The organism is Paenibacillus sp. FSL R5-0928 (assembly GCF_037970385.1).
Classification (GTDB): Bacteria; Bacillota; Bacilli; order Paenibacillales; family Paenibacillaceae; genus Paenibacillus_AQ; species Paenibacillus_AQ odorifer.
Map to the genome: position 1 here is coordinate 569,289 of NZ_CP150225.1, position 26,096 is coordinate 595,384.

Below are 26,096 nucleotides of genomic sequence, written 5' to 3' on the forward strand. Positions count from 1 at the left end.
ACTATTCCATGTTAAGGATTGCGTTGGTATTAGGAGCTACTGGATTAGTAGGGAAAGCGGTTACGGAGGAATTGCTGAATCATGAAGGTTGGGGTGAGGTGAGAGTGCTTGTACGGACTCCATTAGCTTTAGAACATCCCAAGCTTAAGCAAATCGTTGTGGATTGGGAGAACCTGGCGGAGTATAGCGATTCGTTCGAAGGCGTTCATTCCATCTTCTGTTGCCTCGGGACTACGATCAAGAAGGCAGGCTCACAAGAGCAGTTCGAACGTGTCGATCTGGATTATCCGCTTGCAGCTGCTGCTATTGCGAGAGATCACGGTGTTAAACAGTTCTTGGTTGTTTCATCCATGGGGGCAGATGCCAAATCGCGCAATTTCTACAGTCGGACTAAGGGTAGAGCAGAGGAAGCGTTAAGCAATATCGGTTTTCAAGGGCTGCATTTGTTTCGGCCTTCCTTGCTGCTGGGTCATCGTGAGGAATTCAGACTGGGAGAACGCGTCGCGGCTAGATTGATGAAAGCACTGGAGTTTGTAATGGTTGGCAAAGCGGCTAAATATCGTGCCATACCTGGTGTAACTGTGGCGAGAGCTATGGTTAACATTGCCTCTGCTGACACGCATGGTTTGCATATCTACACGAATGAAGTAATACATGTGATTGGAAAACGATAAGTTTTTCGGGCTGCTAATAAATTTGCATTACGGTGAGAACAGGACTTACAATGGACAATAAATGATCAGCGTTTAATGGAGAGGGGTAACAAGATGAGTAAAAAACAAGTAGCTACTACAAAAGCACCTGGAGCCATTGGTCCTTATAGTCAAGCCATTACCACCGGTAGTTGGGTATACACTTCAGGACAGCTGGGCCTTAATCCAGAGACAGGGAATTTGGCTGAAGGCGTTCAGGAACAAGCTCGTCAAGCACTTAGCAATGTACAAGCTATTCTTGAGGAGGCTGGTGCATCACTGGATCATGTAGTGAAGACCACTGTATTCCTAAAGGATATGAATGATTTTGCAGCAGTTAATGAGGTTTACAGCACCTTCTTTAAAGAACCTTATCCTGCCCGCAGTGCCATTGAGGTTGCCCGTCTGCCAAAAGATGGCCTTGTTGAGATCGAAGCGGTAGCGCGTAAGAAATAAATATGATTTCGCACTTCTAAATTAATCTACAAAAAAGGCAGGCTCAGAAGGATCACCTTCTGAGCCTGCCTTTTTATATTATCGAGCGGACGATCAGTATCTGCTGTATCTTCTGCGGCGTGGTGTGAGCAATAGCCAAATGCTGTAGAGCAGCAGAAGACCTGCCGTTATTGTGCCCGTCACAAAGACTGCATTAGCCTCTCTATGTTCCAGGGCAATCGCGATGAAAGCCCATACGAAGACCAGAGGATAGATGCTGTCTCGGTTAGGATAGCTGACTAACACCGCAAGCAGTGTCCCCACGCAGAGCATGATCACAGCCCAGGTTATCCCGCTAAGTCCAAATCCATCCCAATGATTTTTCTCTAGAACAACGCTAACATTCACGATAGTAGCCACAGAGATCCAGCCAAGGTATATACTAAAGGGTAGCTTGATCAACCATTTCTCACCTGAAGTAGGATTTGCGATCTGGCGCGATTTGCGATAGATAACAATGATTGAAATTAACATTAACACCATGGCAATCAATGAAAGCTCGATGTATAGATACTGCCAGAGGAAAAGCCAGCTCATATTAAAAACACAGCTCAGGATAAACCAGAACGAAATAACTCGTACAGAATCCCTAGAGCTTGTATAGGAGCGGAATTGATAAATAACGAAACCGGCTAACAATAAATAAATCAGCGACCAAATGGAGAAGGCATAGCCAGCAGGAGTCATGTAAGTCTTATATTTGTCAGAGATCTCTCCTGTACTGTTTCCGCCCAAAGGCAAGGTTACCGCCAGCACATTTACGATAATTACACCCACAAAGAATACGAGGTTCCACCATTTATAAGGATTATAACGTCTCAAATAATTCACTCCCTAGCTTTTTTAATAGGGTGTTGCTTATTTAGAATATACCCCTTTTTGGCACAATTAAGACTATAAAAAGAAAAGAAGTGACTAGTGAGTCATAACATTCTTGGATAGCAGGGCAGTAGTGCGGGGTATTTTAAATGAATCAAATTACTGGGTGTTTCTATATCCTTCAACTTTATTTCATAAAAATCTACAGAAAATATGCAGAAATGTTTTTAAATCAGCGCTTTTTCGTATAAGATGAAGAGATGAAGATTCAAGAAAATATAAGTTTTGTCCTAGTTCTTTATCCTTATATTTACCGCAGGAGCGCATCCCCTCTCTAAAAGAGGAAGAGGCGGCTTCTACTTGTATAGCTTCAAAATTTATTTCTCGCGGAAAAGGTTGCAGTTACCCTTCCTGATGGTGGGGGGCTGGTTCTTTTTTTGCTTGCTTAAAAGACAGGAGATCACCGATGACTAAGCATCTGTATGCAATATGGTTAGGGGACGTTTTATTTTGCTTCTCTGGCGAAACTTCGGAGCCGAAGGTTGACGCTTGGACTCGCGTAGTGAAGCGGATGGAGCTACAGGGAGGAGTGCGTCCTTTTGCAACTGCTGCTCTGCGTCTGGCAGAAGTGAAATATCCGGCTCCCCCTGTAGAGGGGAAGCCAGCCCGGCGCGGATTGCCCGGACGAACGTTCGAAGGGCTCGCCTTGGTTCCTAGCGATGCATTTCAACTGCTTCTGGCATGGGATGAGACGTTATGCCGAGATCAGGGAGTGGAGCCAGGCGGCGAACTGCGTTACTGGGCAGCAGCGGCACGTTTTGCGCTGGAGCTGATGGGTACAGGCGGGATTACGCCGGGAGCCTTGCCACCACGCCCCGTGGGCTCACGTCGCCGCGGCGGAGAACAGGCGGCGACAGTCTGCTGGTCGCCAGCTTTCCGAAAGCAGGAGGACAAAGAGATCTTTCTGCAGCTGGCAGCATCCATGCCTGTTCTTGCACTAGGAACGCATATCGCAGAGGCAGGGGATCTATCCTCTCGCGATGAGGCTGGAGCTTATGTGCTTTACTCCTTTATGCAGGCTGTAATGACTGCTGAGATAAAAAAGGTAATTGCGGGCATTGAAAGTGAGTTAACCCCTTATAAAGCGAATTATCGCCGGGGTTATTCTCCTTTAACTGAACTGTGGTGGAATAGCCTTCTCACTGGAAGCCGAGATATACCCGTGCAAGGAACTCCAGCAGAGGTGACGGACCTTTTGGTCACTGTGAACGAGACCGCTGGCAGCGATGTGCCACATTCAGAGCCAGAGGAAGCGCGGAGCGGGCAGCTGGGTCTTGGGCTACGGCTGGAGCCGCCAGAAGACAATAATGAAGTCTGGCGGTTAACCTTCTGGGCGGAGAATAAGGAAGAAGGGGAATTTTGGTTTCCCGCCAAATCGATCTGGAGCAGTAAGGAACGAGAGTTTACGTTATGGGGGAAACGCTATCGCAATATCCAGCAGCAGCTGCTTATAGCGCTGGGCCGGGCTGCGAAGATATCGCCGGATATCCAGCGCGCTCTTGCTAAGCCTGCGCCTACGGGGGCAGATTTGGAACCAGAACGTCTTTATTTCTTTTTGAAGGAGACGGTGCAGCAGCTGCGCGATCGGGGAATAACGGTGCAGATGCCTTCGCGCTGGAGCCGTGAAGGACGCCGCCGCATTGGCATGAAGATGAAAATGCAGCCAGGCGTGAACGGGGGCGATAGTCCTGCGCCCGCGGCTCTGGGTATGGAAGAGCTGATCTCGTTCCGTATTGAGGCCTCGCTTGGAGAAAGTGCGATTAGTGAGGAAGAACTAAACGCATTAGTAGAGGCTGGCGTACCTTTTGTACGTTTCCGCGGGGAATGGATCGAGATAGATCCTAAAGAAATCCGCCAGGTTCTTAGATATATGAAACGCCATGAAAACGGAGAAATGACTGCCGCGGATTGGATGCGCCTAGAAGCCGAGGATGGTGAAGATCGGCTCTGGAAAGGAATGTCCGTCACTGGGATGGAGACATCCGGGCTGTTGGCATCGCTTATGCGCGGAGATGTATTACGTAATCTTCCGGTGCGTCCCGTACCTGAAGGTCTGCATGGAACTTTAAGACCTTATCAAGAGCGGGGTTATCAGTGGCTGGCCGAGCTCAGTGGTCTGGGTTTTGGGGTATGTCTCGCCGATGATATGGGTCTAGGTAAAACGGTGCAGGTTATCACCTGCCTGCTGGACCGGGCGTTAAGTGCTCCCCCTGAAGAGAAGCAGGAGCCTGTGCTGATTCTCTGCCCAACTTCGCTTCTTGGCAACTGGCAGCGGGAGCTGCAGCGCTTTGCTCCTTCGCTTAATGTACACATACATCATGGTGGACGCCGTGTTCGGGGAGATAGCTTCTTAGAACTGGCAACCAGTCATGATATCGTACTGACGACCTATCACTTGGCAGGGCGTGACAGCGAGGATTTAGCTAATGTTCAGTGGTCAACAGTGGTGCTGGATGAAGCTCAATATATTAAAAATCACCGTACGAAGCAGGCGCAGAGTGTGATGAAGTTATCAGCGCCGCATCGCATAGCTATGACGGGTACTCCGGTAGAGAACAGACTTGGCGAGTTATGGTCTATTTTCCACTTTTTAAACCCGGGCTATTTAGGAACCTATCATTCCTTCCGGCAGCGTTATGTGTCTGGGGAGGGTGGGGAGCGTCTGCGGGAGCTGCATCGCTTGGTATCACCCTTCCTGTTGCGGCGTCTGAAGAGTGATCCGGATATTTCTAAGGATTTACCGGAGAAGCTGGAGTTGAAGTCTTATTGCCCGCTGACCGAGACCCAAGCTGCCCTGTATCAGGGTGTTGTGGATGAAATGCTCGGCGTGATCGGGGAGAGCAGTGGTATGGCTCGCCGTGGACTGGTGTTATCCTCTCTGACGAAGCTGAAGCAGATTTGCGATCATCCTCAGCTATTCCGGAAAGAAGAAGGTCGCAGTCCGCGTAATGAACATTCCGGTAAAATGGAGGTTATGTTCGAGGTGTTGGACAGTATTGCTGAAGTTGGCGAATCTGTGTTGATCTTTACGCAATACGTAGCGATGGGTGAGCTGCTGGTGAGCAAGCTTACTAAGCGTTATGGTACATCGCCATTGTTCCTTCACGGAGGGATTCCAAAACGAGAGCGTGACGAGATGGTGCATGATTTTCAAGAGGGCAAGGGTCCATCCTTCTTCGTGTTATCTCTTAAAGCGGGCGGAGTAGGTTTGAACTTAACCCGGGCCAATCATGTTATTCATTACGATCGCTGGTGGAATCCGGCAGTGGAGAATCAGGCGACAGACCGGGCTTTCCGAATTGGACAGGATAAGAATGTTCAAGTTCATAAGCTGATTTGCCAAGGAACACTGGAGGAACGTATTGACGAATTAATTGAGCGGAAGAAAAGCCTTTCGGAGCAGGTTGTTGGTTCTGGTGAAACATGGTTGACCGAGATGTCTAATCATGAACTGAAGGAGCTTATTGAACTGCAGGATCAGGATTGGATGTAAGGAAAGATATGAGCAATACGGAGGGATCAAACAATGAGTGAACTGTTAGAGATGCGGCTGGAAGTTGTGCCTGGATTAGTAAAAGCAGCATGGACGACTTCGCCCGGGAGAGTGACGGGAGGGTCGCGGGCAAAGGGTGAATGGAATGTCGGTACTTCTGCTGTTCCTCAGGGACAAAGACCGGAGCGACCTCTCTCTCTGAAGGTTCCAGTATGGCATGCTGCCCGTAGAAAAGAAATATTGCGGCGTCTGGCGCTAAGTCCGGATGAGGTATTTGCATTGTTGCAGGGGAGATTAACGGGTGGGCTGGCGGAACTGGATCTTCTGCCTACAGATACAGAGCTGGAGCAGGCCCTCTTTGAGGGTGAAGGGTTAGAGGATCAGGCGGAGACTCTGCAGCTTATAAAAGAACGACTTGCTGAAGAACCGCTGCTGGCGCTTTCTCTGAGAGGATTTACTAAGGGAGAACTCCTGGATGGAATATTTGCCCTTTGGGCTGAAAGTAATATAGCTGCCGATGATTCTGAGACAGAGGCAGCCCCCGTTAGTGAGCTTGCAACGGAATTAGCACGGCTAGAGCGCAAGGGCCCCGCAATTTCCTCTGGAGAATGGCTTGCAGAAGCGGCTGCTGAAGGTTCGCTTCACCAGCCGGGACCGCAGTTCCATGAGATTACGGCTAGGCCATTTCCTTCATCGCCGGTAGTAGCAGCGGTAACGGAAGACTGGGGAGCTTTGCTGCCTCAGACACCTAAGGCGCTAGAAGGCCTAACCTTGATTATGAATCGAGTAGCAGAAGCTGCTGCCCGTCGAGCAAGTAAGGCGTAATTAAACAGCAGTGGAGTGTAAAGAAGCCGCATCCTATCTGAGGAGGCGGCTTCTTTGTGTAAAGCTTCTGTAACCTTTTACTATTAAACTCTGTCTATGATTATAGAATAGAAGGAAATGGAAAAAGGAGGATTTCATTTGAGACTATATGCCGTTTTTGCCCCGATAATCATTGCCGGGTTATTTCTGCAATCCTGCATGGTAAACGATAAGCTTGGTTTAGATTCGAGTATTGGGACAAATACCGCTGAGCTGAAGACGGATATGAATTCTTTGCAGGGGTATCCTGCTAAATTTAGCATGAATGACATAAAGCATGGGTGGGGAATAGACGAGACTGGATTATGGACTACGAACGATGGAGGGAGTAGTTGGTACCATCCGGACAGCAATATCGTTCCTATTCCACAAGAAACAGGCATCTTTGCCGCAGCAAGCTTTTTCCTGAATGCCACAAATGGCTGGATTATAAGTAGTCATGGTATGGGTCAACCTGTCCTGATCTATCATACCTCTGATCAGGGCCAGACCTGGAAGGAGACAAAACTTCCCGTCACGGAGGATTGGGAGCAAGGATACAGTGGCGGATTTATTCATTTTATCGATGTGAATAACGGGTATGTGCTGCTGGATTCAGAACCTGGTCTCGGGATGATGGAGAAATCCTTGTATCGCACGACAGATGGCGGGAACAGCTGGAAGCGAATCGGAAATCTAACGGGGAGTATTAAAGCCTATCCAACAGGGATGACCTTTCAGGATTCCCGGAATGGCTGGATCACCTCCAGCAACCATGGGCAAGAATACATTTTAACGTTCAGAACTTCGGATGGCGGGAAGAGCTGGAAGCCGGAACAATTAAAGAAGCCGGCTGCTATGGCAGCATTTACTTACAGTAATAGTTATCCACCTAAATTCTCAGGCAAAGACAATATGAAAGGCATCCTGCCGCTGGAGATTGTTGACGATGGGATTCGAAGTATGGTGTTTTACACAAGTGATAACGGAGGTAGGACATGGAAGCCGGGCCCTCAATTGCTCGGTACTGAGGCGGTGAGAACAACATGGCTGAACGCTCGGGAAGGTTGGGCCTTGCAGGAGGGTGGTAAACTGGTGGCGACTGTCAACGGGGGTGTAAGCTGGAGGATAATTGCTACTTCGCAGCTATTCACAAAGGCAGAGAATATTCAGTTTGTTACGCCGAAAAACGGTTGGCTGGCGGGTCCTGAATTTCTACAGACCACTACAGATGGTGGCGTTACATGGAAGCCTTTGGTTGGCAAGCCTTGAGGCTGAATACAGCGGAATGCCGGATGTAATGATTAGCCGTTGAGGCTTAGGGACCCAGGGGGCGTTATTCACACATTTACCGCCTATCCAGCATGTTTTCGGACTCCAGTGCAGCTATTTCATATAAAAGGGCACAAATCTGGTGTTTTTTATGTCCATAGCGACTTTGGGGTCCGTTATTATGCAAAATGGAGGATTATTCTGTGAATAAGATCGGCTGTGTCCGATAACACCTTGCTTCGGCGGCGAAGGGTATCGATCAAACGGCCTAATCGATTAAAAAGAAGGGGGTGTCCCAGCAGCCATTGTCATGGCTTATGAGACATCCCCTTAATTTTTGAGAAATGTAGAAATATGAAAGCTTAAACCTGCCCGCCGGCAGGGGATTCCCCTTCTGCAAGTTCCAGAATCTCACGGCGCAGGCGCAACATTTTTTGATCCAGTTCATCGGCGGCGCGTGCGGCATCCTTCAATTCCTCAGCAACATGCGAAGGGAGCTGTTTATCGAATTTATAATACAGAATATGTTCCATACTTGCCCAGAAGTCCATGGCTAGGGTTCGCAGCTGTATTTCTGCTTTGACCCAGCGTGTTCCTTCCAGCAGGACGAGCGGAATGGCGACGATAAGATGCAGGCTTTGATACCCATTCGGCTTGGGATGGGCTATATAATCTTTGATCTCCAATACGCGAATGTCTTCGCGTGTGCTGAGGTGATCAACCAGACGGTAAATATCTTTAACAAAAGCACATACAATCCGCATACCTGCAATATCGTGAATGTGCTGCTCCATATTTTCCAAGTTGAACTCGAAACCTTTGCGCTCCATCTTTTGCAGGATGCTCTTGGGTTCTTTAATTCGGCATTTAACATGTTCGATGGGACTGAAGCCGTCACGGACCTGCCATTCCGTTTTGATCACATCGATTTTATTCTCAAGATCATTTAGTGCATGGCGATAGAGTGCTGGCAGAGACTTAAACTCATTGATAAGATTTGTGAAATCCTCGTTATCCTGCCAATGTTGCAGATCCTTAACGTGTACCTGCATCTGTTTTAGCGTAAGCTGTGTGCTGTCATGTTCTTCCACTGAAACTCTCCCAATTTCGTTATTTGTGATTAATTCTATTTTAACCGATGTAGAACCCCTGACGCAAAATAACGTCTGAAATCAGTGAAAATAAGAATTTATAGGAACATTCTCCGCTAAATCGCGTATTAAAGCACATTAATGAATCTGTTCGATACATTTGGTATGATAGAATCACGTATCGCTGGAGAGGGAGGAACTGTAATGAGTTTTATGAAACGAATCAAAGATAGTGCGAGCCGGGTTACTGAAAAAGCACAAAGCTCTGTTGAGATTGGCAAGCTGAACGGGCTTATTTCCGATATTGAACGTGAGATGGAAGTGGAATTCACGAAAATGGGCAGGCTTTTTTATGAAGGGTATCGCACTAAGGATATGTCGGTAGCTGAAGGCAAAATGGTAGAGCTGGCACGGACCTGTTCCAAACTTCAGGAAAAAATCGAAGTCCAACGCGCAAGGATTGCTGAACTGAAAAATGAACGGTTATGTTCTTGCGGCAATGTTGTGGCGCTCGATGCAAACTTTTGTCCAAAGTGTGGAAGTAAGCTGGAGGAGCTAACCACTTCAAGAAAGATTCCTTCACCGCCCGTATTCGTCAAAACTGTGGATGAGGACGAAGAGGATGAGGATCAATACTATGGTGCAGATGAGCTAACGGATGAAGAGAAGGAGATTGCAATGAAGCTCCATCCGCAAAGTATGGTGTATTCTGAGATCCTGCCTTCAGAGGATGATGAGCTGCCATTGGAGGAATATGCGGCGAACGAACATGACATTGAACGGGATCGCAGACATGCTGATCAGCTGGAACGGGAAAGACAAAGACAGCTTGAGCTGGATCGTCGCATCCGCGATTGGAATGCGAATGAACATCAGGAGGAGTCCGCAGTCACCCAGGACAGTGGTGTACGTGATATGATTAAGTGTCAAATCTGTCGGAATGAATTGCCAAAGGGCTCCTTATGGTGCCCGCGTTGTGGATCGGAGCAAATATAGTACAGATATCAGTCAGCTTAGGGCTTAGGGGGACAACAAGATGGAACAGCTGCTGCTGCATCTGCGCAATCTGGGCTTCACGGAGATGGAGTCCAAAATCATGGTCGAGCTTGCGACTAAAGGTCAGGCTTCTGGCTATGAGGTTGCCAAACAGCTCGGAGTTTCAAGATCAAATGTGTATGCGGCGCTTCAGCGCCTAACACAGCAGGGATATGTACGATGTGGTGAAGGAGAGCCTGCGCGGTATAGTGTTCTCAATCCAGAGGAGCTGGCGACGATGATCTCGGGAAGAGTTCAAGCTTCGCTGGCTTATATGGAAAGTGAGATGCCTCGCGGGGGGCCTGTTAGTCCTTCTTTTTATAATGTAGAGGGCGACCGCAATGTAATGGGGGCGCTGATTCGCCAGCTTAACATGGCAGAGCAGGAGATTGTAGTGGATATGTGGCGCGAGGAAGCGTCGCTTCTGCGGAGCGAACTTGAACAGGCCGAACTGCGTGGCGTTAGGCTTTTATGGGCTTTTGACGGTGGCAATGCTGCTGCTGCCTCTTACCCGGTATGGCCGTCATTCGGAAAAGATTCGCAGCGGGCGGATGGACGGAAGTTCTCATTTGTGATCGACCGGAGCTGGTGTATGCTGGGGATGCGTTATGATGATGGATCCGCACAAGCAGTGGTAACAGAGCACCCGGTGTTAGTGGAGCTGCTGTTGAATCATTTTACACAGGAAATGGTCTTATTCGAGCTGGAGCAGGATATGGGCGCAGAATTAGTAGAGCGTTATGGAGAACGTTACAGCAAAATTCATAGCAAATATGTTATGTATGATCAAGGCGATGATGGGGAAGAACAGGCGCAGTAGTTATTATCATAGGGAGGTGAGAAGCATGGAATGTATCGTTCATTTTGAAGTGGTGCACAATGATGGTCCTAAGAAATTGCGTGGACTATTGTTTCTGGATAAGGGAGCATCTCCTGGAGAAGCAGAACTGGTCGAAATGTTTAAGGATATGAATTTTAACGTGAGACTGGAAGACCGCGAGAAATTGATTTTTAAACCGGTAAATCCGGGAGATTTCTTGGAGATTCGAATTACGGGTTATGATAACGGTCAGGAAAAGAGCAAGGATGATCATAATTTAAAATCGATCGTTGGAAATTTATTGCCTCAGAAGCCGACAGGCCTGTAATGTGGGGAGAATGGATTTAATGATGGGAGAAGGAGGAGCACTATGGAGCTGTTGAGACAAAAGGTATTGAAAGAAGGTATTGTACTCGGGCAAGGAGTGCTCAAGGTGGATTCTTTTCTGAATCATCAGATGGACCCCTTCCTGATGCGCGAGGTTGGCCGTGAGTTTATCCGCCGGTTCGCTGGCGAAGAAATTACGAAGGTGCTGACTATAGAATCCTCGGGAATCGCTCCGGGGATTATGACAGCATTAGAGCTGGAGGTTCCATTGATTTTTGCCCGTAAGCAGAAATCGCTGACGCTGACAGAAGACATTTACGTGGAGAAGGTATACTCCTTCACGAAGAAAGAAACGAATGAAATTACCGTTTCGAAGAAATTCATTGCTCCCGGAGAACGGGTGCTGATTGTTGATGATTTCTTGGCGAATGGTGAAGCCGCCTTCGGACTTGCCCGTATTGTTGAGCAGGCGGGCGGAAGTGTGGTTGGAATTGGCATTGTGATCGAAAAAGCGTTCCAGCCAGGGAATCGGCTGCTGCAGGAAGCGGGATATCGCGTAGAATCACTCGTGCGTATCGCTTCGCTGGAGGACGGAAGAGTCACTTTCGTGGAAGACGAGGAAGAGCATCTTGTTTGAGTCTTTTGGAATGAATTCTCAGTCAAAAGCTATAGGATATACAAAACAGCAAGCGAACTGGTTACGAACCAGTCGCTTGCTGTTTTTTGTGTGTATGGTATGCACGGGTCAGGTTACCCGTTGCTGCCGCATGCCGCTGCAGTGTCGACGGGCAGCTGTACGCTGTCCGCCGCCAGCGGCGATAGCACCCGCAGCGCCCCCGGCTCGCAGCGAACGGCCAGCGGCCCTTTGCCCAGGCTCTCGCCGTCGCCGATCGCAGGCCGGGCCTCGGCAAAGCCTACGGCTACGCTACGTCCGCGCAGCATAGACACGAAGGGCAACGCCACATGCTTGCCCTTCAGTACCGTAGGGAACAGCCGCAGCAGCTGCCCGCGGCTGCACCCGTGCACGACGCAGACGTCGAGCTGGCCGTCATCGGCCTTTGCCTGCGGGCAGATCAAAAGCCCGCCGCCGTAGCTGGGCAGGTTGCAGATCGAGACCAGCCATGCCTTCTCGAAGGCATGCTCCGTGCCGTCGCAGACTACGCTTACCCGGCAGGGCTTGAACGTCATCAGCGTATGCAATATGCCGATGATATACGCCAGCTGGCCTGCTCCAATGGCATTGCACAGCCGTTTGTAACGGCTGGCATTCACATTCTCGGCCACCTGAGCATCAAAGCCGTTGGCAACGGCTGTTACGGTCAGTCCGTTTGCTCCTGAAAGCAGGTCTGCTTCGATATACCGCTCACTAAGGGCGGCCTCCAGCGCGGCTTCTATCGAAAGCGGGATGCCGAACCCCCGGGCGGTGTCGTTGCCGGAGCCGGCAGGAATTACGCCCATGGGGATATCTTTACCGCAAAGTGCACCCAAAATGCTATGGAGCGTGCCGTCACCACCGATTACAATCACAGCTTTCCAATCCTCGCGATGCTTTAGTGTATTTAAAACAAGGGCTTCTGCACCCTCTACGCTGTGCGTAAACAAGGACATGAAAGGCAGCGAACGCTCCTTCATGAGCGCCTCTACAGTATGCCAGGTCCGGCCGCCTGCTCCCCCGCCGGAACGCGGGTTTATGATAAATAGATACATATAATTTCCTCCAGCCTGTAGAATTCCATTGATGCCCTTTCTACATTGTAAGGAGTGGATGGGCAAAAGGGAATACTTTTCAGCGATCAGAAGGGGCTGCTTTTTGGGGGATTACAGATGGCGAATCTGACTTTCTGCGATATCACCTGCCCAAGGGAGTTTGTACCACCTGCCACTTAAGGCATGGTAGATCATTAATAGCCACAATCCAAAGCTGCAGAGAGAGACGAGGGCACTCATCAAGGGACCGAGGAAAGGGACCAATCCGGTTAGAACGTGGAGGATCATCAGCACTCCGAAGGTGATCAGTGATTGCAGTGAATGGAACAGCACAAAACGGCTGCGTTTCTCCAATGCGAGAAATACGACGCCGCCGAGAAAAGGGAAAAAGTAACACAACGCGCCCGCTATATTATCGGGCAATCCGGTAGATGATTTAAAAGGGGACAATAGGCTCACTCTCCTTCTGCTTGGAGAAGAAGGGGCTTGATTGTTCGAATCCTTCTTCCTTACAAGCCTATGACTTGTCAGGAAAAAGTATGTTTAGCTCATTGAAGGGAGAACATACTTTTCAAGCAGCTTGCGTGGGTTCTTCCAGTTGTTTGTCTTGCTCTCTGCTGTAAAGACCACGACAGTATCCAGATTGGGGAAGAGCAGAATCTGCTGCCCGCCATGCCCGTGGGCGAGTTTGTAGGGCTGCCCGCTCATCGTACCGATCCAAAACTGATATCCGTAATCACCAAACGCTGGATATCCCTTAGTTTGAGCGGTAAGTGCATCCTGCAACCAATGCTCTGGGATGATTTGCTGCTCTGCAAACACTCCATTATTCAGCAGGCAGATTCCGAATTTAGCCATATCCCGAGAGGTTAAGTGCAAGCCGATATGGCCCATGCTATGTCCTTCGGGACTAGGTAACCAAGCGGTATTAGCCATTCGGAGTGGAGTAAATAAATGCTGTGCTGCATAGGAAAATGCATCAAGACCTGTAGATTCACTAATCATCATCGAGATTAGATGTGAGTCGATGCTTCGATATTGGAACTGGCCGATATGTTCTGGAATAATGTTCAAGCTAAGGCCAAAGGAACCCCAGCGGCGGCTGCGATGGAGGTTCCGGACGAGAGGTTCACCGAGCTTCTTCCCTGTGATCCAGCTAAAGCCGGAAGTCATGGTAAGAAGATGACGGAGTGTGATTTTTGAGAGATGTGGGGAGTGAAGGTATGGAATATGCTTGTGAAGTACCTCAGATACAGAAATATGGAGATCAGGCATCTCGCCACGGTCGATAGCGATTCCCGTAAGGACACTGACAAAACTTTTGGTAGCAGAACGGAGATCATTTAATGCTCCAGCATGATGGTCGTTATAATAACGTTCGAAGATAAGGTTGCCATGGCGCACAATAAGTATGCTATGCATCTTGGGATATTCTTTTAGGATAGCTTGATGGGCTTGTTCAAGACCCTCCCGGCGTGTAGCTGTGTCCTCTGGCGTTGCGGTAGTCATTACGGGAATTACAGGCTGGGCCATAACGATCTCCTTCTCATTTGTTGATAAATGCAGTTTCACTTGCTGTATTGGTTATTGTATTTTAACCAGTTTGGAGACATATGACTTACGAAGAGAGTTGTAAAAAAATAATATTTTCCAAATAGTACATTTTACAAGGAAAGGTGGAAGTTAATCCGGAATATGATACAATATAACGATAAGGCCCGAAAGGAGTGATTCAGTAAGTGGCTCTTCGGGTAATAAAAGTGTCAAGGAGCTATCGTTCATCAGGCGTCCTTACTCTCAGCCCAAATCACGACGAACCTGCTTCACCGGCAAGGCGGTGTTTCAAAGGCTAGACATAGCTTTAGATTCCACGTTTTGACGGATAGTGCAAGCCACGTATGTGTAATGGATACTTCACTTGCATTCGAGGTTACGGCGTACTTTTCATCATGCATTCTCTACAACGGAGCATTCATTTTCAATGTTTTGGGAGGGAACTGATCATGGCAAGTAAAGGTCATAACGAAGTCAAGGAAAGTCTACGGGAAATGACACGCATTTTCCGGCCCAAAGATCCCAAGAAATTCGTAAAGGAGTACGTCCGAAAGTATCGGATTACAGGAGGCTATGAAGAGGAACTGACCATGGTCGTGGAACACGAGTTGGTACGGATGAATTCATCCGTCTCCTAGCTAACAGATACGTTTGTCACTTGCTTAACTTTAGACATCATTTTGAGTAATAACATCCACGAGGATTCTTATAAACCGTGCCCGAGCAACTTTTGTTGCTGGAATCGGTTTTTTTTGTATGCCCATTTACGAATAAGGAAAAGTCTTCCTCATAGAATAGTCAAATGAATTAATAGACACATTTTAAAGTGTATGCGCTTTCTTTATTATTTTTATTTGTTTGCGTTTTCATAAAATGCCATCAAATCCAGATGGGACAAGGGTTTATTGTGTCGAAAATTACAATGTGAACTAGTTGTGAACGATTGACAAAACTTTCCCTTAAACTTATATTAATAGTGATTGTTATAATTGACAGAAAAAAACAGGAATCTACGAAATCGGGAAAAGCGGGGTAGATCAATGATGAAAACGTGGCAGGCTGTAAAGCGACTCCTTCCCATGACCGCTATGTTTGGACTCTTTCTTGCCGGGTGCGGTCGTGAGGACTTGTCAGTACTCAGACCACAGGGACCTGCAGCAGACAGATCTTACGGATTAATGGAGCTGTCGATCAGCATTATGATCGTGGTGCTGCTGATTGTCTTTACGATTGCAGCTTATGTACTGATCCGCTTCCGCAGAAGACCGGGTCAGAATGAAATCCCTGAGCAGGTTGAGGGCAGCATTAAACTTGAGATTCTCTGGACAGTTATTCCGCTTATCCTTGTTGTAGTACTGGCCGTGCCAACGGTGAAAGCAGTGTTTGCCGCTGGAGATGATCATTCCAATGACAAGAATGCGATCAAGGTTAAAGTAACCGGCCACCAATACTGGTGGGAGTTTGAGTATACCGATTATAAGGTAACTACAGCACAGGATCTGATTATTCCGGTGGGCAAAGATATCGCCTTTGAACTGGAAACTAAAGATGTGCTGCACTCCTTCTGGGTCCCTTCTCTTTCCGGTAAAATCGATACCAACCCAGCTGGAACGATTAACCGCTTTAGCTTTAGTGCGCCTAATGAAGGCGTTTACCGTGGGAAATGTGCGGAGCTATGTGGGCCTTCTCATGGATTGATGGAATTTAAGGTGAAATCAGTTAGTGAACAGGAATTTCAGAAGTGGATTGATTCGATGAAAACGCCTGTCGCTGTGCTGCCGGAGGATCCTGCTTTAGCTGAGAAGTTCAAAGCGGCATGTCTGACTTGCCACGCTGTAGGCGATCAAGGGATTAATAATGCGCCGAACTTGACCGGAATTGGTTCTCGGGAGTCGATTGCTGGAATTCTGCTCAACGACGACACAAGGGAAGATGGTGCGCCGATTGAAGAGAATCTCAAAACCTGGCTGCACGACCCGCAATCCGTAAAACCAGGCAATCTGATGCCTAACCCCAAAGATCTGGGCCTGAGTGATGCTGAGATTGATGGCATTGCAGAGTATCTGGCCAACTATAAGCTGGACTAATGCCTTAGCCTAAAGGCGGGCGGAACTTTCGAAAAGGGGGGACGAACTTTGGCTCAAGCAGCGCATACCTTGAATTCATCCAAGCCTCTGGGGCACGGCCACAGTGTGAAGCGCCATACAGGACTTATGGATTGGCTAACAACCGTCGATCACAAAAAAATCGCGATTTTGTACCTATGGGCCGGAGGATTATTTTTTGGCATCGGGGGAATTGAAGCGCTTCTGATTCGCTGGCAGCTCATCAAGCCGATGAATAACTTTTTGGATGCACAAACGTTTAATGAACTCATAACCATGCATGGTACGACGATGATCTTCCTCGGCGTCATGCCAGTCATCTTCGCACTCATGAATGCCGTCATTCCGCTACAGATCGGTGCACGTGACGTAGCCTTTCCTTTTCTAAATGCACTTGGTTTCTGGACCTTCCTGTTCGGCGGGATTCTACTGAATCTTAGCTGGGTTATGGGTGGCGCTCCTGACGCCGGGTGGACCGCCTACACCCCACTATCTACGAGTACATACAGCACTACACACGGTGTAGACTTCTATACGATCGGCTTACAAATTGCCGGATTAGGGACCCTCATCGGGGGGATTAACTTTCTAGCCACGATCATTACGATGCGTGCACCGGGAATGACCTATATGCGGATGCCGATGTTCGCCTGGACCACATTTATCACTTCCGCCATTATTTTGTTTGCTTTTCCAGCAATAACAGTAGGTTTAGTACTGTTGACATTCGACCGGATTCTCGGAGCCAATTTCTTCGAAGTTGGAGCCGGAGGAAGTCCAGTGCTATGGCAGCATATCTTCTGGATATTTGGTCATCCGGAAGTTTACATTCTCATTCTGCCTGCCTTCGGGATTATTTCCGAGGTCATCCCAACCTTTTCGCGTAAAAGACTGTTCGGATATAGCTCCATGGTGTTTGCAACCATCTTGATCGCCTTTTTAGGCTTCATGGTCTGGGCTCACCACATGTTCACAACTGGACTTGGACCTGTAGCTAACGCGTTGTTCTCCGTATCAACGATGTTAATTGCGGTTCCTACCGGGATTAAAATTTTTAACTGGTTGTTCACGATGTGGGGCGGGCAAGTACGTTTCACAACCCCTAACCTGTTCGCTGTTGGATTTATTCCTACCTTCACTATGGGGGGAGTAACTGGAGTGATGCTGGCGTCCGCACCTGCTGACTTTCAGTTCCATGATACGTATTTTGTCGTAGCGCATTTCCACTATGTTATTGTTGGTGGCTTGGTGCTTGGCCTGTTCGCAGGTCTGCACTACTGGTGGCCGAAGATGTTCGGACGGATGCTGAGTGAGAAGCTGGGCAAGTGGACTTTCTGGACGTTTATCATCGGATTCCATCTGACCTTCTTTGTACAGCATTTCCTTGGGCTTATGGGGATGCAGCGCCGCGTATTTACTTATTTACCTAATCAGCAATTTGATTTCCTGAATCTAGTCAGTACCATCGGTGCAGGACTTATGGGTGTCGGTATGATTATTTTCTTGGTGAACATCTTCCTGACTTCCAGAAAACCAGCGGATGCAAGCAATGATCCGTGGGAGGATGGACGTACATTGGAATGGACCATTCCTTCACCGCCGCCAGAATATAACTTCAAGCAAACACCTCTTATTCGGGGGATTGATGCCTTCTGGAAAGAAAAAGTAGCAGGGAATAAAGGCATGACACCAGCAGAGCCGGTGGGCTCAATTCATATGCCGTCGGCAACGATTTTACCGTTTACGATGTCTATCGGAATTTTTATCGCTGGGCTTGGCTTTATGTTTAGCCGTGATGAATTCGGCAATGCTTTTATGAGCTTCCTGTTTAATAATTATATCGTTACAGCCATCGGTCTTATTATTACATTTGGATCCATGCTGATGCGTTCGCTGTATGATGATCACGGATGGCATATTGAACCTGAAGAGCTGGAAGGAAGTGAGCGGACATGACAACGGCACATGCAGAAGCTTCTAAGGATACCTTTCCGCACGAGCCGGAAAAAGCTACGCTCGAAGGACGCAACAAGGTTCTTGCCTTTTGGTTGTTTCTAGGCGGCGAAGCGGTATTGTTCGGCACGTTGTTCGCTACTTTCCTCGCACTGCGTAATCAGACGAATGAGGGGCCTTCGGCGAATGAGCTGTTTCACCTGCCGCTAGTAGCCGCTGCAACATTCATCCTGCTGGTTAGCAGTCTGACAAGTGTATTCGCTATTCAAGCGATGCACAGAAATCGGCCGGCTCTGCTACGAAATTGGCTTTTAGTGACTGTAGTCTTAGGTTTAGGTTTCCTGGTTTTGGAGATCTATGAGTTTACTCAATATGTAAGACACGAAGAATTCGGAATGACCACAAGTGCATTCAGCTCGGCATTCTACACACTGGTAGGATTTCATGGTGCGCACGTAGCCTTCGGGATCGCTTGGATCTCCATCTTGATCGGGCAGCTCGCCCGCAAGGGGTTAACGGTAATTACTGCACCAAAAGTGTATGTGTCAGCCATGTACTGGCATTTTATCGATGTGGTATGGGTCTTCATCTTTACGGTTGTATACCTACTCGGAAAGGTGGGCTAGGCACTATGACGACGGATCAGCATATGCCAGATAGCGGCGGGTATAAGCAACGTCATCGGCATGAAGGACCACAGAAACATATTGTTGTCTTTATTTTCTCCATTGTCTTAACATTGATTGCTTTCGCCGCTGTTGCGGCTGGGGGAGTAAATGCAACCTTTGCGATTATTTTGCTGCTGGTAATGGCTGTTCTTCAGGTGATTGTACAGATGGGCTTCTGGATGCACCTAAAAGATAAAGGGCATCTTCTGCCGATTCTCTTCATGCTGGGCGGCTTCTTTATCGCTGGGACCTGTATTGTTATGTCGCTGTATTGGGTTTGGTGGAACTAACGGACAATAATGAAAGAGGTGGGCTGCGATGCCCCCTCTTTTTGATGTTTAGATATAAGAATTCCTGCGCTAGGAGGTTGGGATTATGCTGGGATTAGAATACTTTAGCTTTGCTGAACTATGGAGTCCGCTTTTTCTAGCGGTAATGCTGCTGCTGACAGCAGGTTATTTTGTGTGGATTGGTCCGATTGCTGGGCGTTATGCCGATTCAGTTACGGTGCCATTTTGGCGTAGAGCGTTATTTGTCTGTGGGATGCTTGCCCTTTATCTGGCACAAGGAGGACCCATTAGCCTTTTAGGGCATATGATGTTTTCCTTCCACATGGTCAGTATGGCCTTGTCTTATCTGGTAGCGGTGCCGCTGATTATGCTTGGAATTCCAGATTTTATCTGGCGCAGGATACTAAAGGTGAATCCGCTTCGGCGGTTATCTTTTTTAGCTCATCCAGTGGTCGCTGCCCTATTGTTTAACGGACTTTTTTCCTTGTACCATATTCCTGTTATTCATGATTATGTGATGTTGCATTTTACTGTTCATCGTATTTATTACATTATTTTGTTCCTGACCTCTGCTTTAATGTGGTGGACGCTGATTAATCCGCTGCCGGAACATCGTATGGCTAGTGGGCTTGGGAAGATTGGGTTTATTTTTCTGAACATGGTATTGCTGACGCCAGCTTGCGGGCTGATTATATTTGCCGATCATCCGCTCTACGCCACTTACAGTGATCCAGAGACTTGGGCGCGTGCTATGGGCTATTGTATCTCGGGTGACCCCACTGTTTTACTTCAGAATTTTGGAGGTCCTGCATTCTTTGAAGTGATGTCGCCGAAGGTGGATCAACAGGTGGGAGGCATCGCGATGAAGTTCATTCAGGAATTTATTTTTGCCTCTATGCTTGCTTATGTGTTCTATCATTGGTATAAAAAAGAGAACGGACAAGACGACGATGAATTGTCGACGCCATCCTCAACACTTCAGGAGAGCAACTTGAACCGTGCATAACTGGTAGACTGCCGAGGGGGAGAATCATGGATATTTTCACAGTGTTCCCGACTATTAGTACGTCATTCATCGTGCTCAGCGCGGTGCTGGTGGCTATAGGTTGGTGGCTCATTATCAAGGGCAAACGCGAGGCGCATAAGAAAACGATGATTGCTGCCGCTATCGCTGCGCTGCTGTTTTTTATTGTTTACGTATCGAGAACGTTGTTTGTGGGGAATACCTCATGGGGCGGTCCGGATGAACTGAAGACGATTTATCAAGTGTTTCTGATCTTCCATATCGTCCTGGCAACCGTAGCTGCGGTATTCGGACTTACTACGTTAACTCTTGGTTTCAAGGCGAAGTATTCCAAGCACCGTAAGTGGGGCAGAGTGACATCGATAATTTGGTTTATCACAGCGATTACAGGCGTTATGGTGTACGTGCTGTTGTATGTTTTGTATCCAGGTGGACACACCAAGCCGGTGTGGGAAGTTATTTTGGGTGCGTAAAATAAGTGCTTGAATAGAGCACAGAGTTTAGTGCGTTGAGCGAATGAAGAGTATTAGAGAGTAGAACCGTAAATAGTTATGAAATAAGCCTATATATCTGTCTGTTCCTGAGTAGGGATTGCGGGTAATGGGCTTATTTTCATTTGTGGAGTTTCGGGGATCTGTCCTGAAATTGAACGAAGCTAGCTCGAAAAAGACGCAATCAGGGAAAACCTCCCTGAAAATGAACGAAATTAGCTAAAAAAGGCCATAATTAGGGAAATCCTCCCTAAAATTGAATGGAATTAACCCAATAACAGAGTAATAGCTGAATTTTTAGGGAGGAATTCCCTAAAAGCTCGTAATCTAAGCTCTATTTGGCTGATTTTAGGGAGTTTTTCCCTAATGTTTCTATTCCGTCCGGCAGTCGCCCATATCCCACACCTGAAACTGCACTAGCAGCCGAAACGGTATCCCACACCTGAAACCTGAACCAGTCAGCAGCCGAATCAGCACCCCGCATCTGAAATTGCACCGGCATCCGAACCAGCACCCCACCCTCGAAACCGGACCATCCGCCGCGCCCGCATCATACCCCCGAACTAGCATCCCACATCCGAAACCCCACCCTCACTCGAACCCGAACCTGAACCACTATCCGCCCCGATACTCACCACCCGCCTCCTTCAACACACATCACACCAACACGTTGCATAGAAGCAGAGAGTGAGCTCTTACTAATTCATTCCACTGAATGAATTATCTAATAAACTCAATTATCCCAGTTACATTCGCCCCGTAGAATTCCCCCTCAATTCCCCCTCAATTCTCCCTCATTGTAGTTAATCTCAATAAATAAGCGGTACCTAACGTCTGAGAGTATCTCCATAAACTTGAAGTATGAGGTTGCCCAAACCTCCTATTTCTTTTGAATAATTTCCAGTTACAGGATTGACAATGTAAAATTAAGGTCATATACTGTGTATATAGATATATACAGTAAGCACAGGGATATGAACACCTGCTTCTGCTAGACGCTGAAGACATTGTAAAGCGAGGTTAGCATTGATGAAAACATTAAAAGATTCATGGTTTATGTTGCGCTCTGATTTTCGCGGAGACAAATTAAAAATATTAGGGACCCTCGTAATAACAGTTGTTTTTATGAGTTATCTTGGTGGACTGACTAGCCTGATAGCAAATGATGTACTAGGTGAGCAGGATCGGACGATGCTAGCGGATTTCTTATTTCTCTCCTTTATCCCCTTATTGGGATTAACATTCTCTCGCCGCTCCATGAAATATTGGAGTGAAGACTCTTACACAAAAATGTTGGTTTACTTACGGACTTTACCGATTCCAGCTGCAGTAATATTATCGCGGAGGAAACTTCAGGGTGTGGGCTCCTTTACACTAAATGGTACGTTATTCTTCGGTATTATTTACTTGTTAGGAGAGAATTTCCGGACAGAACTGGCGGTTCCTTCGTATATAGCTTTTGCGATTACTTGGCTCGGCTTCGGATTCATGGTCTCGGGTCTATATATTTTTATTGAATATCTTTTTAGCGGCAAAGCTTATCTATGGCTAACATTGCTTATCGTAGTTTTATCGTGGGCAACATCGTTCCTAGTTACACTGGGCGGAGGCAGTTTGTTCTTATACAGTATCTCCTATTCCAAGGAGTGGGGGTTGTTATCTCCGATCATGTGGGGGTCACTTCTGCTGGGGACAATATCTGTGCAATTATTCTCTAAATGGACTATACATCGGCTGAAAAGTCGCAATCTCGTATAAAAAATCGGAAATGGCAAGGACTGCGCTCTAGCACGCTAGAGTGGAAGGCGAGGTGTAAATAATGTGGATACCGGTACAAATCAACGAAAATAGTGCAGAGCCCCTCTATCATCAAATAGAGACTCAGCTTAGATCATTAATCATTAGCGGAGTCATTACAGAAGGTACGCTGCTGCCCTCAATTCGTGAGTTCGCAGGAGATCTGAAATGCAGTGTAATTACCGTGCGGCGGGTATATCAGGATCTGGAGAACGAAGGTTTGCTGCGAACGCGACAAGGAACAGGTACCTTTGTATCCCATGTAGGTGACGGAGCAATGGAAGAATATAAACGGGAAACGGTTGGCAAAGCACTTGAAAGTGCAGTGGATATCGGCCGATCGGTACATTGCAGCAAGGATGAACTTGAACAGATTTTTATGGAGATTGTAGAACGCAAGTATAGAGAAAAGGATTGAGAGGGGGGCGCTTACTCATATGGTACAGATGGCTATAGAATTGCGGAATGTACTTAAACGGCGGCGAAACAAGACGATAGGGCCGCTGACCCTGAATATGCCTAAAGGATATATTACAGCTTTGGTAGGTCAGAATGGTTCCGGCAAAAGCACACTGCTGAATCTGCTGATGCAGCTGACTAATCCAGAGGAAGGCGAGATATATTGGTTTGAGAACAGGTATGATAGCGGGTTGTCTCTGGAGCTTCGCCAGACCATTGCCTATGTTCCTGAAACGTCAATTACTGAGGAGAACCACTGGAATGCAGAGGAGGCAGCTCGATTTCGGAAGTATTGGTATCCAAATTGGGACGATCAATATTTTCAGGAGCTGATGGATCGCTTGGAGGTTCCGTATCATATGAGACTTTCGAAGATGTCTAAAGGGGAGCGCCGGAAATTCGAAATTGCTGCAGCACTTGCGGCGCGGCCAAGTCTGCTGCTATTGGATGAACCTTCATCAGGTCTTGATCCTTTTGCCTGGAAGATTATGATCGAGACACTTCGTAAATATATGGATGAGAACAACGCAACGATCATCATCTCCACACACATTGTGGATGAGGTGCGGCGGCTGGCGGATTATATCGTCCTTATGCATCGGGGAGAACTGCTGGGCATGGCTGAAAAAGACAGTCTGTTCGGTGCTTGGACCGAGGTTTGGGTGAATGCTGCGGATGAAGAGGAGCTTGCGGAGTTATCGGCTGAGTTGCCAGGAGGCTTGCACTTTACAATGGATACACCGGGTGTAGCTTCTTTTATCATAGAACAATTTTCTGAAAACGAGAAACGCATTCATAACTTGGGCGTAAAGGTTATCAAGAGCCGCAGTTTGGAACTGGACGAAATATTAAGTTTATGGACACAGGGTCATCGTCCTATTCTAATTGACCACAAGAGAGGGGACTAGAGAAATGGAAGCCTTAAAGCTAGAAAGTGTAGTTAAGCAATATGGAGAAAAAACCGCAGTAAACGGAATTAACCTAACTGTAGGTAAAGGGGAAATTTACGGATTACTGGGGGCGAACGGCGCGGGAAAAACAACCACGATGCGTATGGTACTCGGCCTAATCTACCCTGATGAGGGCAAAATTTTGTATAACGGGAAGCCTTTCAACAGTGAACTGCAGCAACTTATGGGTTATCTGCCCGAAGAACGCGGACTATATCCTAAGGTGAAGATCAGCGATCAAATCGTTTACTTAGCCCGCCTGCGTGGAATGTCAGCTAGTGATGCAGATAAGAGCTTGCGCTATTGGCTGGATCGATTTGAGGTTCCGGATTATTACAATAAAAAGATAGAAGAGCTTTCCAAAGGAAATCAGCAAAAAATGGGCTTTATCGCCGCTGTCGTTCATAAACCGCAGATTCTGATTCTAGATGAAGCTTTCAGCGGGCTGGACCCAGTAAACGTGGAGCTGCTGAAAGATACGGTCAAAGAATTGCGTGATTCGGGAACAAGTATCCTTTTCTCTACGCACCGGATGGAGCATGTAGAAGAGCTATGCCGTAACATTACGATTCTCGATCGTTCCAATACGGTCGTTCAAGGGGATATCCGCACGATCAAGAATGGCTACCCGCGGGAAGAAGTATTGCTGCGTACAGCTAATGAGGTAAAAGGTCTGGAGTCCATCGCAGGCGTTACAGCAGTGAAACGGCTGGAGCGTGGGTATCTGTTATCGATCAGTGAGATCGGTGCAGCACAGCGTATTTTACAGCAGGCGATAGCACAGGGTGAAGTGGAGCATTTTGAAATCAAGGAACCTACGTTAAACCAAATCTTTATCAGAGCGGTGGGTGAATCTAATGAATAAGATGGGGACAATTATCGGCTTTACCTTTAAAAATAAAGTTAGAACGAAATCATTTATGATTACTACTTTGATTCTAGTATTATTGCTCAGCATAGGGATGAATCTTCCCTATATCATCGATCAGTTTAAGGGTGATTCGGCCAAAAGTGAAGTTACTCAAATTGCTGTGATTGCTGAAGAGGGAAATCAGGTTGCAGAATTGTTGAAGGCTTATACTGCCCCAGAGGGCATGCCACAGGCTAAGATAGTACAATATGCTTCTGCGGATGATGCCGAGTTAAAGAAAGCATTAGATGAAGAGACAGTAGAAGGTTATGTTACTTTTGCAGAACCTACTGGTGAAGGGCTTCCACCCGTTACTTATCACAGTAATGATGGAGAACTAAACGGAGATGTTCAAGTTTATCTTCAAAATGCACTTCAGCAAGCAAACACACAATTCATCGTTGGCGACAAGCTGACCTCTGAACAGATTGCTGCAATGTCAACACCAGTGCAGATTACTACACAACAGCTTAACGCAGGCGGTGGCAGTGAAAGCTCTCAGGAGGACACTCCGGCCATTAACTACATTATCGTATATGCCATGCTTATGTTGTTCTTTATGTCCATTATGATGACAGGCAACATGATTGCCGCTGAGATAACCTCTGAGAAAAGCTCGCGGATTATGGAGATTCTCATTACAAGTGCCTCACCTTTAGCGCAAATGTTCGGTAAAGTTATCGGTGTTTTCCTAGTAGGAATATTGCAAATTGGGATCTTTGTCGCAGCGATCGTCGTCAATTTGACGCTCCCGCATAACGCAACCGTATTGGCTGACTTTGATCTCGATTTAGGCCAGCTCAATATTAACTTGCTGCTCTATGGATTTGTCTTGTATGTATTAGGTTACTTCCTCTATGCCTTGATGTATGCGGCTGTAGGTTCGATTGTCAGCCGTACGGAGGATCTCGGCCAGGCGGTAATGCCAATCATGATGTTAGGCTTCGTGGCGTTCTATGTTCCACTGTTCAGTATCTCCAATGCGGATACTCTAGTGGTTAAGATAGCGAGTTATGTACCTTTCACTTCACCATTGACGATGCTGCTCCGAATTGGTGTCGGTGAGGTGGCGATCTGGCAAGTCATTGTATCGCTGCTGATCCTGCTTGTGACTACCTTCATCTTCGGATGGCTGGCAGCCAAGATCTATCGTACCGGCGTACTGATGTACGGCAAACGCCCAAGTATTAAAGAAATCAGAAAAGCAATGAAAGCATACAAGATCTAAGAAGGCCTCATAT

The 26,096-nt window shown here is 47.4% G+C and carries 27 protein-coding genes; 21 read left to right on the plus strand and 6 right to left on the minus strand.

Annotated elements, in window-relative coordinates; translation table 11 throughout:
* The first annotated feature begins 8 nt into the window (after positions 1–8).
* Together MKZ16_RS02510 and MKZ16_RS02515 are read left to right on the plus strand one after the other, a co-directional pair.
* Entirely contained in the window at positions 9–674 is a 666-nt protein-coding gene (locus MKZ16_RS02510) for an oxidoreductase (protein ID WP_076103876.1), read from the plus strand.
* Between the two features lie 93 nt (positions 675–767).
* A complete protein-coding gene (locus MKZ16_RS02515) occupies positions 768–1,148 on the plus strand; it encodes a RidA family protein (RefSeq protein WP_036682524.1) in 381 nt (126 codons plus the stop codon).
* A 93-nt stretch (positions 1,149–1,241) separates the two neighbouring features.
* Here MKZ16_RS02515 and MKZ16_RS02520 read toward each other — a convergent pair whose 3' ends face one another.
* Positions 1,242–2,009 carry a TspO/MBR family protein gene (locus MKZ16_RS02520; RefSeq protein ID WP_076103878.1) on the minus strand — a complete coding sequence of 256 codons (768 nt, stop codon included), beginning with the start codon at positions 2,007–2,009 and terminating at the stop codon, positions 1,242–1,244.
* 463 nt (positions 2,010–2,472) lie between these two features.
* On the opposite strand from MKZ16_RS02520, the gene MKZ16_RS02525 reads away from it, so the two are divergent.
* The 3 genes from MKZ16_RS02525 (at position 2,473) to MKZ16_RS02535 (ending at position 7,674) form a co-directional block, all read left to right on the plus strand.
* Entirely contained in the window at positions 2,473–5,559 is a 3,087-nt protein-coding gene (locus tag MKZ16_RS02525; RefSeq protein ID WP_036682521.1) for a DEAD/DEAH box helicase, read from the plus strand.
* A 33-nt stretch (positions 5,560–5,592) separates the two neighbouring features.
* Positions 5,593–6,384, plus strand: coding sequence for a hypothetical protein (locus MKZ16_RS02530; RefSeq protein WP_076103880.1), 792 nt, complete (start codon positions 5,593–5,595; stop codon positions 6,382–6,384).
* 138 nt (positions 6,385–6,522) lie between these two features.
* Positions 6,523–7,674: a YCF48-related protein gene (locus MKZ16_RS02535; protein ID WP_038568519.1), complete on the plus strand. Its 1,152-nt coding sequence runs from the start codon at positions 6,523–6,525 to the stop codon at positions 7,672–7,674.
* 362 nt (positions 7,675–8,036) lie between these two features.
* Here MKZ16_RS02535 and MKZ16_RS02540 read toward each other — a convergent pair whose 3' ends face one another.
* Positions 8,037–8,765 carry a GTP pyrophosphokinase family protein gene (locus MKZ16_RS02540; RefSeq protein WP_076218890.1) on the minus strand — a complete coding sequence of 243 codons (729 nt, stop codon included), beginning with the start codon at positions 8,763–8,765 and terminating at the stop codon, positions 8,037–8,039.
* A gap of 204 nt (positions 8,766–8,969) precedes the next feature.
* Between MKZ16_RS02540 and MKZ16_RS02545 the strand changes: the two genes are divergently transcribed.
* From MKZ16_RS02545 to MKZ16_RS02560, 4 genes are read left to right on the plus strand one after another with little or no spacing between them, the layout of a single operon-like run.
* Entirely contained in the window at positions 8,970–9,761 is a 792-nt protein-coding gene (locus tag MKZ16_RS02545) for a zinc ribbon domain-containing protein (RefSeq protein ID WP_036682517.1), read from the plus strand.
* A 40-nt stretch (positions 9,762–9,801) separates the two neighbouring features.
* Positions 9,802–10,620: a TrmB family transcriptional regulator gene (locus MKZ16_RS02550; protein ID WP_036682516.1), complete on the plus strand. Its 819-nt coding sequence runs from the start codon at positions 9,802–9,804 to the stop codon at positions 10,618–10,620.
* Between the two features lie 25 nt (positions 10,621–10,645).
* Positions 10,646–10,948 carry a hypothetical protein gene (locus MKZ16_RS02555; RefSeq protein WP_038568522.1) on the plus strand — a complete coding sequence of 101 codons (303 nt, stop codon included), beginning with the start codon at positions 10,646–10,648 and terminating at the stop codon, positions 10,946–10,948.
* Between the two features lie 42 nt (positions 10,949–10,990).
* On the plus strand, positions 10,991–11,584 hold the full coding sequence (locus MKZ16_RS02560; protein ID WP_036682513.1) for a xanthine phosphoribosyltransferase: 594 nt from the start codon (positions 10,991–10,993) through the stop codon (positions 11,582–11,584).
* Between the two features lie 113 nt (positions 11,585–11,697).
* Here the strand turns inward: MKZ16_RS02560 and MKZ16_RS02565 are convergent, their stop codons facing one another.
* From MKZ16_RS02565 to MKZ16_RS02575, 3 genes are all read right to left on the minus strand, one after another.
* Positions 11,698–12,654 (minus strand): diacylglycerol kinase family protein, encoded by a 957-nt coding sequence (locus tag MKZ16_RS02565; protein ID WP_052096739.1) that lies wholly within the window; start codon positions 12,652–12,654, stop codon positions 11,698–11,700.
* A 111-nt stretch (positions 12,655–12,765) separates the two neighbouring features.
* Positions 12,766–13,104 (minus strand): hypothetical protein, encoded by a 339-nt coding sequence (locus MKZ16_RS02570; RefSeq protein WP_076103881.1) that lies wholly within the window; start codon positions 13,102–13,104, stop codon positions 12,766–12,768.
* A 93-nt stretch (positions 13,105–13,197) separates the two neighbouring features.
* Complete coding sequence (locus tag MKZ16_RS02575; RefSeq protein ID WP_339815310.1) at positions 13,198–14,226, minus strand: serine hydrolase; 1,029 nt, start codon at positions 14,224–14,226, stop codon at positions 13,198–13,200.
* A gap of 431 nt (positions 14,227–14,657) precedes the next feature.
* On the opposite strand from MKZ16_RS02575, the gene MKZ16_RS02580 reads away from it, so the two are divergent.
* The 7 genes from MKZ16_RS02580 to MKZ16_RS02610 all read left to right on the plus strand — a co-directional run bounded on the left by MKZ16_RS02580 (position 14,658) and on the right by MKZ16_RS02610 (position 20,721).
* Entirely contained in the window at positions 14,658–14,846 is a 189-nt protein-coding gene (locus MKZ16_RS02580) for a hypothetical protein (RefSeq protein WP_019913840.1), read from the plus strand.
* A 402-nt stretch (positions 14,847–15,248) separates the two neighbouring features.
* Positions 15,249–16,295 carry a cytochrome c oxidase subunit II gene (gene coxB / locus MKZ16_RS02585; RefSeq protein WP_038568530.1) on the plus strand — a complete coding sequence of 349 codons (1,047 nt, stop codon included), beginning with the start codon at positions 15,249–15,251 and terminating at the stop codon, positions 16,293–16,295.
* Between the two features lie 126 nt (positions 16,296–16,421).
* A complete protein-coding gene (gene ctaD, locus MKZ16_RS02590) occupies positions 16,422–18,269 on the plus strand; it encodes a cytochrome c oxidase subunit I (protein WP_051491246.1) in 1,848 nt (615 codons plus the stop codon).
* The gene (locus MKZ16_RS02595; RefSeq protein ID WP_036682507.1) at positions 18,266–18,892 is read left to right on the plus strand and encodes a cytochrome (ubi)quinol oxidase subunit III; all 627 of its coding nucleotides are present in this window, start codon (positions 18,266–18,268) and stop codon (positions 18,890–18,892) included. The genes ctaD and MKZ16_RS02595 overlap by 4 nt, the downstream gene beginning before the upstream one ends.
* 5 nt (positions 18,893–18,897) lie before the next feature.
* Positions 18,898–19,224: a cytochrome C oxidase subunit IV family protein gene (locus tag MKZ16_RS02600; RefSeq protein WP_036682505.1), complete on the plus strand. Its 327-nt coding sequence runs from the start codon at positions 18,898–18,900 to the stop codon at positions 19,222–19,224.
* Between the two features lie 85 nt (positions 19,225–19,309).
* Positions 19,310–20,230, plus strand: a complete 921-nt coding sequence (gene ctaG / locus MKZ16_RS02605; protein ID WP_076101359.1) for a cytochrome c oxidase assembly factor CtaG — start codon at positions 19,310–19,312, stop codon at positions 20,228–20,230.
* Positions 20,231–20,256: 26 nt separating this feature from the next.
* Positions 20,257–20,721: a DUF420 domain-containing protein gene (locus tag MKZ16_RS02610; protein WP_036682502.1), complete on the plus strand. Its 465-nt coding sequence runs from the start codon at positions 20,257–20,259 to the stop codon at positions 20,719–20,721.
* 352 nt (positions 20,722–21,073) lie between these two features.
* Here MKZ16_RS02610 and MKZ16_RS02615 read toward each other — a convergent pair whose 3' ends face one another.
* Complete coding sequence (locus MKZ16_RS02615; protein ID WP_179089971.1) at positions 21,074–21,241, minus strand: hypothetical protein; 168 nt, start codon at positions 21,239–21,241, stop codon at positions 21,074–21,076.
* 527 nt (positions 21,242–21,768) lie between these two features.
* Between MKZ16_RS02615 and MKZ16_RS02620 the strand changes: the two genes are divergently transcribed.
* The 5 genes from MKZ16_RS02620 to MKZ16_RS02640 all read left to right on the plus strand — a co-directional run bounded on the left by MKZ16_RS02620 (position 21,769) and on the right by MKZ16_RS02640 (position 26,083).
* Positions 21,769–22,497, plus strand: a complete 729-nt coding sequence (locus MKZ16_RS02620) for a hypothetical protein (protein ID WP_052096740.1) — start codon at positions 21,769–21,771, stop codon at positions 22,495–22,497.
* A 61-nt stretch (positions 22,498–22,558) separates the two neighbouring features.
* Positions 22,559–22,954, plus strand: coding sequence for a GntR family transcriptional regulator (locus MKZ16_RS02625; RefSeq protein ID WP_036676688.1), 396 nt, complete (start codon positions 22,559–22,561; stop codon positions 22,952–22,954).
* 19 nt (positions 22,955–22,973) lie between these two features.
* On the plus strand, positions 22,974–23,903 hold the full coding sequence (locus tag MKZ16_RS02630; RefSeq protein ID WP_036676691.1) for an ABC transporter ATP-binding protein: 930 nt from the start codon (positions 22,974–22,976) through the stop codon (positions 23,901–23,903).
* A 4-nt stretch (positions 23,904–23,907) separates the two neighbouring features.
* Positions 23,908–24,810, plus strand: coding sequence for an ATP-binding cassette domain-containing protein (locus MKZ16_RS02635; RefSeq protein WP_036676693.1), 903 nt, complete (start codon positions 23,908–23,910; stop codon positions 24,808–24,810).
* Positions 24,803–26,083, plus strand: a complete 1,281-nt coding sequence (locus tag MKZ16_RS02640; RefSeq protein ID WP_076101360.1) for an ABC transporter permease — start codon at positions 24,803–24,805, stop codon at positions 26,081–26,083. The genes MKZ16_RS02635 and MKZ16_RS02640 overlap by 8 nt, the downstream gene beginning before the upstream one ends.
* Positions 26,084–26,096 lie beyond the last annotated feature (13 nt).

Excerpts from the sequence above, each read along its gene's own strand:
- MKZ16_RS02560 (WP_036682513.1), top strand. The coding sequence starts at position 10,991 with ATGGAGCTGTTGAGACAAAAGGTATTGAAAGAAGGTATTGTACTCGGG.
- MKZ16_RS02600 (WP_036682505.1), top strand. The coding sequence starts at position 18,898 with ATGACGACGGATCAGCATATGCCAGATAGCGGCGGGTATAAGCAACGT.
- MKZ16_RS02510 (WP_076103876.1), top strand. The coding sequence starts at position 9 with ATGTTAAGGATTGCGTTGGTATTAGGAGCTACTGGATTAGTAGGGAAA.
- ctaD (WP_051491246.1), top strand. The coding sequence starts at position 16,422 with ATGGATTGGCTAACAACCGTCGATCACAAAAAAATCGCGATTTTGTAC.
- ctaG (WP_076101359.1), top strand. The coding sequence starts at position 19,310 with ATGCTGGGATTAGAATACTTTAGCTTTGCTGAACTATGGAGTCCGCTT.
- MKZ16_RS02525 (WP_036682521.1), top strand. The coding sequence starts at position 2,473 with ATGACTAAGCATCTGTATGCAATATGGTTAGGGGACGTTTTATTTTGC.
- MKZ16_RS02615 (WP_179089971.1), bottom strand. The coding sequence starts at position 21,241 with ATGCCGGTGCAATTTCAGATGCGGGGTGCTGATTCGGCTGCTGACTGG.
- MKZ16_RS02595 (WP_036682507.1), top strand. The coding sequence starts at position 18,266 with ATGACAACGGCACATGCAGAAGCTTCTAAGGATACCTTTCCGCACGAG.
- MKZ16_RS02550 (WP_036682516.1), top strand. The coding sequence starts at position 9,802 with ATGGAACAGCTGCTGCTGCATCTGCGCAATCTGGGCTTCACGGAGATG.
- coxB (WP_038568530.1), top strand. The coding sequence starts at position 15,249 with ATGATGAAAACGTGGCAGGCTGTAAAGCGACTCCTTCCCATGACCGCT.
- MKZ16_RS02630 (WP_036676691.1), top strand. The coding sequence starts at position 22,974 with ATGGTACAGATGGCTATAGAATTGCGGAATGTACTTAAACGGCGGCGA.
- MKZ16_RS02555 (WP_038568522.1), top strand. The coding sequence starts at position 10,646 with ATGGAATGTATCGTTCATTTTGAAGTGGTGCACAATGATGGTCCTAAG.
- MKZ16_RS02625 (WP_036676688.1), top strand. The coding sequence starts at position 22,559 with ATGTGGATACCGGTACAAATCAACGAAAATAGTGCAGAGCCCCTCTAT.
- MKZ16_RS02515 (WP_036682524.1), top strand. The coding sequence starts at position 768 with ATGAGTAAAAAACAAGTAGCTACTACAAAAGCACCTGGAGCCATTGGT.
- MKZ16_RS02545 (WP_036682517.1), top strand. The coding sequence starts at position 8,970 with ATGAGTTTTATGAAACGAATCAAAGATAGTGCGAGCCGGGTTACTGAA.
- MKZ16_RS02530 (WP_076103880.1), top strand. The coding sequence starts at position 5,593 with ATGAGTGAACTGTTAGAGATGCGGCTGGAAGTTGTGCCTGGATTAGTA.
- MKZ16_RS02635 (WP_036676693.1), top strand. The coding sequence starts at position 23,908 with ATGGAAGCCTTAAAGCTAGAAAGTGTAGTTAAGCAATATGGAGAAAAA.
- MKZ16_RS02565 (WP_052096739.1), bottom strand. The coding sequence starts at position 12,654 with ATGTATCTATTTATCATAAACCCGCGTTCCGGCGGGGGAGCAGGCGGC.
- MKZ16_RS02610 (WP_036682502.1), top strand. The coding sequence starts at position 20,257 with ATGGATATTTTCACAGTGTTCCCGACTATTAGTACGTCATTCATCGTG.
- MKZ16_RS02580 (WP_019913840.1), top strand. The coding sequence starts at position 14,658 with ATGGCAAGTAAAGGTCATAACGAAGTCAAGGAAAGTCTACGGGAAATG.
- MKZ16_RS02620 (WP_052096740.1), top strand. The coding sequence starts at position 21,769 with ATGAAAACATTAAAAGATTCATGGTTTATGTTGCGCTCTGATTTTCGC.
- MKZ16_RS02640 (WP_076101360.1), top strand. The coding sequence starts at position 24,803 with ATGAATAAGATGGGGACAATTATCGGCTTTACCTTTAAAAATAAAGTT.